Raw genomic sequence first — 12,333 nt, forward strand, 5'->3', positions numbered from 1 at the left:
CTCATATGACCTCGGATGTCTTGAATTGTTAAATCTTTTCAGATTTACTAATTAAGATATTTCAATGTGTAGTTTTCAAGGTACATTAGTTTTACGTGTTCCCGCACATATGAATCATTTCTGATTCAATGGAGACGGAGAGATTCGAACTCTTGACCCCCTGCTTGCAAGGCAGGTGCTCTCCCAACTGAGCTACGCCCCCATTTAATCTGGCAGCCACCTACTCTTCCATACCGTCTCCAGTATAGTACCATCGGCCGCTAAAGTCTTAACCATCGTGTTCGAGATGAGAACGGGTGTGTCCCCTTAGCGCATCACCACCAGAAATTTCGCGTGTACATAAGTAAGTGCATTTCGTATATTAAACAGTTGTTTCAGACTTGTCTGTAAATGACTGTTTAATGTATGAAATATAAGCGACGCAGTCGCGACCAAGAAAGCTGTGCTTTCGAGGTTTCACTTACATTCTTATTTTATATGAACACTCATAACCAAACAGTAACTTCTTTTCCATTCCTTACTTCTTCTTTCCTTAGAAAGGAGGTGATCCAGCCGCACCTTCCGATACGGCTACCTTGTTACGACTTCACCCCAGTTATCGGCTCCACCTTCGGCAGCTCCCTCCTTACGGTTGGGTCACTGACTTCGGGCATATCCGACTCCCATGGTGTGACGGGCGGTGTGTACAAGACCCGGGAACGTATTCACCGCAGCATTCTGATCTGCGATTACTAGCGATTCCAGCTTCATGTAGTCGAGTTGCAGACTACAATCCGAACTGAGACGTTATTTTTGGGATTTGCTCAACCTCACAGTTTTGCTTCCCTTTGTTTACGCCATTGTAGCACGTGTGTAGCCCTGGTCATAAGGGGCATGATGATTTGACGTCATCCCCACCTTCCTCCAGGTTATCCCTGGCAGTCTCTCTAGAGTGCCCAGCCGAACTGCTGGCTACTAAAGATAAGGGTTGCGCTCGTTGCGGGACTTAACCCAACATCTCACGACACGAGCTGACGACAACCATGCACCACCTGTCTCCAATGTCCCGAAGGAAACCTCCGATTAAAGAGGCGTCATTGGGATGTCAAGACCAGGTAAGGTTCTTCGCGTTGCTTCGAATTAAACCACATGCTCCACCGCTTGTGCGGGTCCCCGTCAATTCCTTTGAGTTTCATTCTTGCGAACGTACTCCCCAGGTGGAATACTTAATGCGTTTGCTGCGGCACCAAAGAACTATTGTTCCCTGACACCTAGTATTCATCGTTTACGGCGTGGACTACCAGGGTATCTAATCCTGTTTGCTCCCCACGCTTTCGAGCCTCAACGTCAGTTATCGTCCAGTAAGCCGCCTTCGCCACTGGTGTTCCTCCTAATATCTACGCATTTCACCGCTACACTAGGAATTCCACTTACCTCTCCGACACTCTAGTTTGATAGTTTCAAATGCAGTTCCGGGGTTAAGCCCCGGGCTTTCACATCTGACTTACCATACCGTCTACGCTCCCTTTACACCCAGTAAATCCGGATAACGCTTGCCCCCTACGTATTACCGCGGCTGCTGGCACGTAGTTAGCCGGGGCTTCTTAGTCAAGTACCGTCATTATCTTCCTTGCTGATAGAGTTTTACATACCGAAATACTTCTTCACTCACGCGGCGTCGCTGCATCAGGGTTTCCCCCATTGTGCAATATTCCCCACTGCTGCCTCCCGTAGGAGTTTGGGCCGTGTCTCAGTCCCAATGTGGCCGATCACTCTCTCAAGTCGGCTACTGATCGTTGCCTTGGTAAGCCGTTACCTTACCAACTAGCTAATCAGACGCGGGTCCATCTTGTACCACCGGAGTTTTTCACACTGTACCATGCGATACTGTGCGCTTATGCGGTATTAGCAGTCATTTCTAACTGTTATCCCCCTGTACAAGGCAGGTTACCCACGCGTTACTCACCCGTCCGCCACTCAGTCAATTGCATCTTCCACCCGAAGGCTTCTGTCGCAATTGCTTCGTTCGACTTGCATGTGTTAAGCACGCCGCCAGCGTTCATCCTGAGCCAGGATCAAACTCTCGTTAAAATTGTTTAATCCAGATTCAAAATAACGTTAGCTATTTTAATCCGACACATTTCTGTGTTTACTGTTTTTGGAAATCGTTTACACGATGTTCGCTGAAAATTTTTAGAATTTTCAGGGTTGGATTTATGTTACTGTTCAGTTATCAATGTTCATATTTTGAACTTTTGCTCGTTATCCAATTAATAACTCGCACTCAAAGTTCTTTTTCTTTTTTGTTGTTACTCTTTAGCAGCAACTGTGATAGTTTATCATGTTTAACTTATTATGTCAAGCACTTTTTTATCTTTTTTTAAGATTTTTAACTATCGAACGGAGAAAGAGGGATTTGAACCCTCGCGCCGCGCAAACGACCTACACCCTTAGCAGGGGCGCCTCTTCAGCCTCTTGAGTATTTCTCCATATCTGAATTTCTTCTATAATTCATATTAAATTGTTATTAAATCTATGTGCATCATCGTGACGCAAAGGTTATTATACTTGATTGACACCCCTTTGTCAATTATTTTTTATATTTAATCTGTATTTTTTATATATTCTTTTTATTGCTTTGATTTTATGGATTATATATCATTATATTTATATACTTACTATGCGGTTTACTAACTTTACATATATGTTATTCATTTATTTTCACTTTAATTCTTCTTATTATTTTATTTGTTTATTTTCGCTTAAATGATTCATATATATTATTCATTTATTTTCGCTTCTGTACTTCTTATATATTCTCCAATTCTTTCCTTTACTATGCATGCAATTTCTGTAGTTTTCATTTTATTGTATTCTTCAGGATAAATTGGTTTCAAATATGCCATTCTTACAGTTGCCTTTTTAATGGACTTACTGTCAAATACTTTGTATGAGTCCATTATTGCTACCGGTATAATTGGACATTTTGCATTTACGGCACTTTTAAAGCTTCCACCCTTGAAGTCTAATAGTTCATTACCTTTTCTGCTTCTTGTACCTTCTGCAAATATAACATAGTTTCTTCCCTCTTTTACTTCTTTTGTCATTGTATTTATTACACCCATTGACTGTCTTATATCATCTCTGTCTATAATCTGAGCCTGTAACAGTTTAATTATCTTCTTGATAAACCATTGGTTTTCAATTTCTTTCTTCATAACAAATGTTATAGGTTGCTTGTTTGTCTCTAATAATACTAAGGCATCAAATAATCCCTGATGATTTGGAAATAAAACATATCCATTTTCTTTAGGGAGATTTTCCTCACCATCGCTTATTATCTTAACATTTCCTGCACGATTTACTTTTTTAACAATATTACTTAGTACACGATATCTCTCTTCTTCTGAATATTTTTCTGTATTTCCATATTTACATATAAGATATAACCAATATGGAGCAATAAATATTCTCTTAATTATCATTAATATAATTCTTTCCATAATCCTACCTACTGTAATACCATCTCATACAGATTATTACCCTCTGAATCTATAACAACTATTGCCGGAAAATTTTCAACTTCTAATTTTCTTATGGCTTCTGTTCCCAAATCATCATATGCTATAACTTCACTTGATTTAATACTTTTTGATAATAATGCTCCTGCTCCACCAACGGCAGCGAAATATACTGCTCCATTTCTTATGATGGCTTCCCTTACTGCATCACTTCTTTTACCCTTGCCTATCATTCCTTTTAAACCTAAATCTAACATATCAGGAGTGTATTTATCCATTCTGCTCGCTGTAGTAGGACCGGCTGAACCTATAGGTCTTCCCTCTCTTGCAGGTGATGGTCCCATATAATATATTACATTGTTCTTTAATTCTATTGGAAGTTTTTCTCCTGCTTTCAATGTTTCATACATTCTCTTATGCGCTGCATCTCTTGCAGTATATATAGTTCCTGTTATATATACATAATCACCTGATTTAAGTGTTTTTATCTCTTCTCCATCAAGTGGAGCTTTTATATATTTTTCCATTTTTCTCTCTGGTCTCCATTTCGCAAAATATTATATTATTTTGAACATTATATTATTCTTGTTACGTGTCTGTTAACGTGGCAACATGTATTAATTGCAACAGGAAGTCCCGCAATATGTGTTGGATATGTCTCAATATTTACCGCAAATGCTGTGTTACTTCCGCCAAGTCCACCCGGACCTATACCCAATGAATTGATTTTTTCTAATAATTCCTCTTCTAATTCTTTAACATATGGAATTGTTGAATGTTCATTTGCATTTCTGGTTAATGCTTTCTTAGATAAAATAGTACATTTCTCGAAGTCGCCGCCTATACCTACTCCTACGACCATTGGCGGACATGCATTAGGACCTGCATCTTTGATAGCTGTTAATACTGCATTTTTCACGCCCTCAATTCCATCTGCCGGTTTTAACATAAATACACGACTCATATTTTCGCTTCCAAAACCTTTTGGAGCAACTGTAATTGTCACATCTTCTCCATCAACTATCTCATAATGGATTATTGCCGGTGTATTATCTTTAGTATTTTCTCTGATTAATGGATCTTTTACAACTGATTTTCTTAAATATCCATCAACATAGCCTCTTCTTACGCCCTCGTTTATGGCATCTTCTAACTTGCCCCCTGTAAGATGTACGTCCTGACCTATTTTTATAAATATTACTGCCATTCCCGTATCCTGACAGATTGGTATCATATCCTCTTCGGCAATTTTTAAATTTTCTTCAAGCGAAGATAATACTTTTTTACCAAGTTCATTTTTCTCTGTTTCGCATGCCTTGTTTAAGCATATTTTCATATCCTGTGACAGAAAATGATTTGCTTCAATACACATTTCTTTAATATTATCAGTAATTACTGATACGTTTAATTCTCTCATCTCTATACCTGATGCTTATGATATTTCTCATTATGTCTGACCTACTTAAGTCAGAACTGCATATCCTTTCCTTGTATTTTTTATATTTATTCTTGATATATTCAGAAATTTTAACTGATACATAGCCAATCATATATTTTTATTTATGAAGTGGCTGTGTATACACACAGCCACAAAAATAATTTATTCTAATTTTATTCTTTAGAGTTCTTATCTATAATATCTTCACTTATGCATTCTTAATTCTATTCATTTTCTGTATTATCTGCATTTTCAGAAGCTTCCGTTGAAGTATTATTCTCACTCTTTGAATCATCATCGATAAGTTTAACTATCTTATCTTCTATATCTCGTGGGTTATCTCTTACTTTTGCAATCTTGGCAACTTTAATATTTTCGTCTTTATCGATGTTAATTAATTTGACACCAAATGTATTTCTGCCAATTTCCGAAACCGTATTAACCTTGAACTGTATAATGATTCCCTCATTTGTAATCATCATAATCTCATGGTCGTCATTTACAGCCTTAACACCTACAACATATCCTGTCTTATCATTAATTCTGTAACATCTTACGCCTTTACCACCACGTTTCTGAAGTTTAAATTCATCAATTGATGTTCTCTTTCCAAGACCATTCTCTGATACTATTAATAATGAGTCACCCTGGTTATTCATCTGCATACCGACTATTTCATCGCCCGGCTCAAGATTCATACCTATAACACCCATTGAAGTACGGCCTGTTTTTCTGACATCTTTCTCATTAAATCTGATACACATACCATATTTCGTCACAAGGAAGATATCTCTGTTATTATTAGTTGTCTTAACTTCGATAAGCTCATCATCATCTTTAAGATTGATGGCCTGAAGTCCTGTTTTTCTCATATTTGCAAAGTCTATTAATGGTGTCTTTTTAACGATACCATTCTTAGTTGTCATAAATAAGAATTTTCTGTCACTGAATTCCTTAACTGGAATTACGGCTGAAATCTTCTCGCCAGGCTGAAGCTGCATAAGGTTAATTATAGCTGTACCTCTGGCTGTTCTTCCTGCCTCCGGTATCTGGTATGCCTTTAATCTGTAGGCTTTACCCATATTTGTAAGGAACATCAGATAATGATGCGTAGATGTCATAAGCAGGTCTACTATGTAATCATCATCAATTGTCTGCATTCCCTTAATTCCCTTGCCACCACGATTCTGACTCTTGAAATTATCTACAGTCATTCTCTTGATGTAACCAAGATTAGTTCTTGCAATTACTGTATTCTCATTAGGAATTAAATCTTCAACAGAAATATCATCTTCATCATATCCGATGGATGTTCTTCTGTCATCACCATATTTATCTCTGATTACTAATATTTCTTCTCTGATTACACCTAATAATTTCTTCTCATCAGCAAGAATTGCCTTTAATTCAGCAATCTTTATCTCAAGCTCTCTTAATTCATTTTCAAGTTTTTCTCTTTCTAAACCTGTCAATGCCCTGAGTCGCATATCTACGATAGCCTGTGCCTGTGCATCTGTTAATTCAAATCTTTCCATCAGACTGTCTTTAGCTATCTGGGTTGTTCTCGAACCTCTGATAATCTTAATAACTTCATCGATATTATCAAGTGCTATCATTAAGCCCTGTAAAATATGTGCTCGCTCTTCTGCTTTGTTTAAATCATACTTAATTCTTCTGGTTACTACATCTTCCTGATGGATTAAATAATAATTAAGCATCTCATATAAGTTGAGTACCCTTGGCTGGTTATCAACTAATGAAAGCATAATTACTCCGAATGTATCCTGAAGCTGGGTATGTTTATATAAATGATTTAAAACTATATTAGGATTAACATCTCTTCTAAGTTCGATTGCAATTCTCATTCCTGACTTATCAGACTCATCTCTTAGATCCGTGATACCGTCCACTTTCTTCTCCTTAACGAGTTCTGCAATCTTCTCTATAAGTTTTGCCTTATTAACCATATATGGAAGTTCTGTGACAACGATTCTGTTCTTACCATTCTCCATTGGCTCAATATTAGTAACCGCACGTACTTTTATCTTTCCTCGTCCGGTTCTGTAGGCTTCTTCTATTCCTCTTGTTCCTAATATCGTAGCTCCTGTAGGAAAATCAGGACCTTTTACGATATCAAGAATCTCTTCAATCTGTGTTTCCTTATCTTCAATTCTGTTGTCGATAATCTTAACGACACCATTGATTGTCTCTCTAAGGTTATGTGGTGGTATATTTGTAGCCATACCTACGGCAATACCACTTGTACCATTTACTAAAAGGTTTGGAAAACGTGCAGGTAATACAGTTGGCTCCTTCTCTGTCTCATCAAAGTTTGGAACAAAATCAACTGTATTTTTATTAATGTCTGCTAGCATTTCCATGGAAATCCTGCTAAGTCTTGCCTCTGTGTAACGCATGGCAGCCGCACCATCTCCATCGACTGAACCGAAGTTACCATGTCCATCTACGAGTGGATATCTGGTTGACCATTCCTGTGCAAGATTAACCAACGCACCATAGATAGAGCTGTCACCATGTGGGTGATATTTACCCATTGTGTCACCTACGATACGGGCGCATTTACGATGTGGTTTATCAGGACCATTATTTAATTCTATCATCGAGTATAATACTCTTCTCTGAACCGGTTTCAAACCGTCTCTTACATCTGGTAATGCTCTGGCTGCAATAACACTCATGGCATAATCGATATAAGATTTTTCCATAGTCTTTTTTAAATCAACCTCATGGATTTTATCAAATTCTTTTTCGTCCATTATATTATTTACTACCTTTCCTTTTTATAGTTAGTAATTCATTTTTAATACAAATCATTATTTCTACGACGTTTGTGTCGTAGAAATCGCGGGCAAAATTTCATATTTTGGCCTGCGATTATTTTTAAGGCTAGATATCTAAATTAGATACATATTTTGCATTTGCTTCAATGAACTCTCTTCTTGGCTCTACCTGGTCACCCATAAGAGTTGTGAATGTCAAATCTATCTCTGACTGGCTTTCCTCATCGATGGCAACCCTTAACAGTATTCTCTTCTCAGGATCCATTGTTGTCTCCCATAACTGCTCTGCATCCATCTCACCAAGACCTTTGTAAAGCTGAATCTTATTATTCTGGTCTCTTCCTACTTCTGACAGAATCTTATTAAGTTCTTCATCACTGTATGCATACCATACCTGCTTATTCTTTTCTAATTTGTAAAGAGGTGGCTGTGCAAGATATACGTGTCCTTCTCTTATCAGATCAGGCATAAGTCTATAGAAAAATGTTAAAAGTAATGTTGCAATATGAGCACCGTCTACATCGGCATCGGTCATAATTATTATCTTATGATATCTTAATTTTGAAATATCGAAATCTTCATGTATTCCTGTACCAAATGCTGTAATCATTGCCTTAATTTCGGCATTACCAAGTATTCTGTCTAATCTTGCCTTTTCAACATTTAAGATTTTACCTCTTAGTGGAAGTATAGCCTGGGTTGCTCTTGAACGTGCTGTCTTAGCTGAACCTCCGGCTGAGTCTCCCTCGACTATATATATCTCACAGTTTTCAGGATTCTTATCTGAACAGTCTGCTAATTTACCTGGCAGGCTTGCACCCTCTAATGCTGTTTTTCTTCTGGCTAAATCTCTTGCCTTTCTGGCTGCAGCTCTTGCTCTCTGTGCTAAAATTGATTTCTCACAGATAAGTTTAGCTACGTTAGGATTCTGCTCAAGGAAATATGTTAATTTCTCTGATACTACTGATTCTACAGCACTTCTTGCCTCTGTATTACCAAGCTTCTGCTTAGTCTGTCCCTCGAACTGTGGTTCTTCAATCTTGACACTTACTATTACCGTAAGTCCCTCTCTTATATCTTCACCTGTAAGATTCTGCTCACTGTCTTTTAATAATTTATTACTTCTTGCGTAATCATTAAATGTCTTTGTAATGGCACGCTTAAAGCCCTCGATGTGAGTTCCTCCTTCAGGTGTATTTATATTATTAACGAAACCATATGCATTTTCTGTATATGAATCATTATGCTGCAATGCAACTTCTACTGCTACTCCATTAACCGTTCCCTCACAGTAGATTATCTCCGGATATAATGGTTGTTTGCCCTTGTTTAAATAAGTTACGAATTCCTTTATACCGCCTTCGTAATGAAATACTTTCTCTTTCTTTTCCTCTCTGTCATCTCTAAGGATAATCCTAAGATTCTTAGTAAGGAAAGCCATCTCTCTTAATCTTATCTTCAATACATCATAATCATAAATCGTCTCTTCAAATATCTCTTTATCAGGTAAAAATGTTACACTTGTACCAGTCTGCTCTATAGGACATTCTCCAATTACCGTAAGCGGGCCTGTCGAATGACCTCTTTCGTATCTCTGTCTGTGAATCTTACCCTCTCTGCAGACAGTAACTTCTAACCATTCACTAAGTGCGTTAACTACTGATGCACCTACACCATGAAGTCCTCCGGATACCTTGTATCCTCCACCACCGAACTTTCCACCTGCATGAAGAATCGTAAATACTACTTCTACTGCCGGAAGTCCTGCCTTATGATTTATTCCGACAGGGATACCTCTTCCGTTATCCTTTACAGTTATTGAGTTATCTGCATTAATCTGTACATCAATTTCCGAACAATATCCTGCAAGTGCTTCATCTACAGAGTTATCTACTATCTCATATACAAGATGATGTAAACCTTTAGATGATGTGCTTCCGATATACATACCAGGTCTTTTTCTTACAGCTTCAAGTCCCTCTAGTATCTGTATCTGATCTGCTCCATATTGATTGTCTACGTTACTGTTTTCACTCATTTTTCGTTCTTGACCTCCTCATACAGTTTATATGTTCCATTTATAATTCTATAAATTTTATTTACATTTACTCTGTTTTCTATAAATTCGTCTAATCCGGTACATGTAACAATTGTCTGTATTCCGTCTAAACTCTCTATTAACTGATTCTGTCTGTTACTGTCTAATTCCGACATTACATCATCTAACAATAATACAGGCTCATCATTAATTATCTTCTTTACCAGTTCAATCTCTGATAGCTTTAATGAAAGTGCTGCTGTTCTCTTCTGTCCCTGACTTCCATATTTGCGGATATCCATATCTTTTATATAAAATCCTAAATCATCTCTATGTGGACCAACTGTGGTTGTCTTAAGTTTTATGTCTCTGTTGCGGCTGTCTGTAATCTCTTTTAATAGATTTTCATATATCGCATTTGGTTCATATACCAGATGAATACTTTCCCTGCCACCAGATAATCTGTTATGTATGTCGCAAATGATTTCATTTATCTGATGTATAAATTCTTCCCGCCTTTTTATGATTTTATTACCATAATCTGCTAATTGCATATCCCATATGTCTAATGTGGCATACAGACTATTGTCATAATTAAAGCTTAAATCCTTGAGAAGCTTATTACGCTGGGTTAAAATCTTGTTGTAATTAACGATATTATGAACATAGAATTTATCAATCTGGCATAATTCCATATCAATGAATTTTCTTCTTTCAGCAGGACCATTTTTAATAATAGCTAAATCTTCCGGTGAAAAGAATATTACATTAACTATGCCAAACAGCTCGCTGACTTTCTTAATCGGCATACCATTTATGGCAATTCCTTTAGACTTTGATTTTTTAAGATGGATATCAATCCTATATGGAACATCATTCTTCTTAACAATTAATTTGATATGAGATTCATTTTTACCAAATCTTATTATCTCGCTGTCCTTGCTTCCTCTGTGAGATTTAGCTGTCCCACACATATATAATGCTTCTAAGATATTTGTCTTACCCTGTGCATTATCGCCATAGAGAATATTTGTTCCATCATCAAATTCCATATAAAGATTTTTATAATTTCTATAATTTTCCAAATTAACAGATTCTATTATCATTTATCTAACCAACTATTTTAATTTCTTCACCGTTATAACTTACAACATCTCCATCTCTCAATTTTTTACCACGCTGGAGTTCAACTTCACCATTAACCTTAACTTCACCATTAATGATTACAATCTTTGCCTCAACTCCTGAGCTTACAAGACCGGCAGCCTTAAGCGCCTGTCCAAGTTTAATAAATTCATCATTTAGATTTATTGTATACATAATCTCACAACACTTTCTGTTTAAATTCTGCCTTAAACATTTGATTAATTATTAATTACATTGAAATTTACAGGAAGTACAAGATAGATATAAGACTCATCATCATTCTTAATAAAGCATGGTGCTTTGGCATTAAGAAGATAAATTGTAATCTCTTCATCATCAATTACTCTTAGTGCATCAATAAGGAATTTAGGATTAAAGCCAATCATAATATCCTTACCCTCTTTTGTAATTGTAATATTCTCATTCATTGAACCCATTACGGAATTAATCTTAAGTTCAAGTTCTCCGTCCTGAATTGTAATAATAATTGGTTTCTTGTCACCCTCCTTGATAAGAAGTGTGGCTCTGTCGATACAATCAAGAAACTCTTTTTTATTAATATTAATCTTTGTCTCATAATCTGATGAAAGCATCTGATTAATCTTAAAATATTCTCCCTCAATTAATCTTGAAACAACTACTGTATTATCAAATTCAAATACAATGTGATTCATTGTAAAGAATATTCTGACCTCGTCATCATTACCGCCATTTAAAATCTTACAAATCTCTGTAAGTGTCTTACCAGGTACAATCGCACTGATTGTATCAAAGGAATCTTTAAGTTCTACTTTACGAATGGAAATTCTGTGTCCATCTAATGATACAACCTTAAGTTCGTTACCATTAACTTCGAAAAGCTCACCTGTCATAATCTTGTTATTATCATTATCAGCTATTGAGAAAATAGTCTGTCTTATTATTTCTTTTAATGTAAACTGTGAAAGATATATAAATTTATCTTTTTCAATCATTGGTAAATAAGAGAAATCTTCTCCTGACTTACCTGCAATATTGAATTTGGCTTTCTCACATGTTATAAGCATCTGATAATTATTGTCTGTAGAGATAGTAATTTCACTATCAGGAAGTTTTCTAACTATTTCAGAAAAAATCTTAGCATCAATTGCTATCTTACCTTTTTCGATTATCTCACCTTCAACAAGAGTCTCAATTCCTAATTCCATATCATTAGCTGTAAATTTAATCTCATTAGTAGATGCATCAATTAATATACATTCAAGAATAGACATTGTAGTTTTAGATGGAACTGCTTTTAAAACTATATTAACTGCATTTGTCAAATTAGATTTTTTAAAAACCAACTTCATTGTGAATATCTCCTTCCGGGCTTTATGCCCATATATATATATATAATTAAATTTAGTAGTATTAGTAATAGGGGCTGTG

The 12,333-nt window shown here is 36.3% G+C and carries 8 protein-coding genes, 2 tRNA genes and 2 rRNA genes; all 12 read right to left on the minus strand.

The window, feature by feature from the left end:
• Nucleotides 1-129 precede the first annotated feature (129 nt).
• Nucleotides 130-202, minus strand: a tRNA-Ala gene (locus OCV48_RS11985).
• A 5-nt stretch (nt 203-207) separates the two neighbouring features.
• Nucleotides 208-325 (minus strand): 5S ribosomal RNA (gene rrf, locus OCV48_RS11990).
• Between the two features lie 211 nt (nt 326-536).
• Nucleotides 537-2,070 (minus strand): 16S ribosomal RNA (locus tag OCV48_RS11995).
• Between the two features lie 310 nt (nt 2,071-2,380).
• Nucleotides 2,381-2,468, minus strand: a tRNA-Ser gene (locus OCV48_RS12000).
• A gap of 291 nt (nt 2,469-2,759) precedes the next feature.
• Nucleotides 2,760-3,482 carry a lysophospholipid acyltransferase family protein gene (locus OCV48_RS12005; RefSeq protein ID WP_021983383.1) on the minus strand — a complete coding sequence of 241 codons (723 nt, stop codon included), beginning with the start codon at nt 3,480-3,482 and terminating at the stop codon, nt 2,760-2,762.
• An 8-nt stretch (nt 3,483-3,490) separates the two neighbouring features.
• Entirely contained in the window at nt 3,491-4,027 is a 537-nt protein-coding gene (locus tag OCV48_RS12010; protein WP_147592064.1) for a Fe-S-containing hydro-lyase, read from the minus strand.
• 47 nt (nt 4,028-4,074) lie between these two features.
• Nucleotides 4,075-4,917, minus strand: coding sequence for a fumarate hydratase (locus tag OCV48_RS12015; protein WP_147592065.1), 843 nt, complete (start codon nt 4,915-4,917; stop codon nt 4,075-4,077).
• A gap of 245 nt (nt 4,918-5,162) precedes the next feature.
• Complete coding sequence (gyrA, locus tag OCV48_RS12020) at nt 5,163-7,715, minus strand: DNA gyrase subunit A (RefSeq protein WP_147592066.1); 2,553 nt, start codon at nt 7,713-7,715, stop codon at nt 5,163-5,165.
• Nucleotides 7,716-7,845: 130 nt separating this feature from the next.
• On the minus strand, nt 7,846-9,777 hold the full coding sequence (gene gyrB, locus OCV48_RS12025; RefSeq protein WP_147592067.1) for a DNA topoisomerase (ATP-hydrolyzing) subunit B: 1,932 nt from the start codon (nt 9,775-9,777) through the stop codon (nt 7,846-7,848).
• A complete protein-coding gene (recF, locus tag OCV48_RS12030) occupies nt 9,774-10,883 on the minus strand; it encodes a DNA replication/repair protein RecF (protein WP_147592068.1) in 1,110 nt (369 codons plus the stop codon). Before recF ends, gyrB begins: the two co-directional genes overlap by 4 nt.
• Before the next feature lie 4 nt (nt 10,884-10,887).
• Nucleotides 10,888-11,097, minus strand: a complete 210-nt coding sequence (locus OCV48_RS12035) for an RNA-binding S4 domain-containing protein (RefSeq protein ID WP_021983389.1) — start codon at nt 11,095-11,097, stop codon at nt 10,888-10,890.
• Nucleotides 11,098-11,141: 44 nt separating this feature from the next.
• Nucleotides 11,142-12,254 (minus strand): DNA polymerase III subunit beta, encoded by a 1,113-nt coding sequence (dnaN, locus tag OCV48_RS12040; protein ID WP_021983390.1) that lies wholly within the window; start codon nt 12,252-12,254, stop codon nt 11,142-11,144.
• Between the last annotated feature and the right edge of the window lie 79 nt (nt 12,255-12,333).

Origin of the sequence: Bovifimicola ammoniilytica, from assembly GCF_025567085.1 — a bacterium.
GTDB classification, from domain to species: Bacteria; Bacillota; Clostridia; order Lachnospirales; family Lachnospiraceae; genus Bovifimicola; species Bovifimicola ammoniilytica.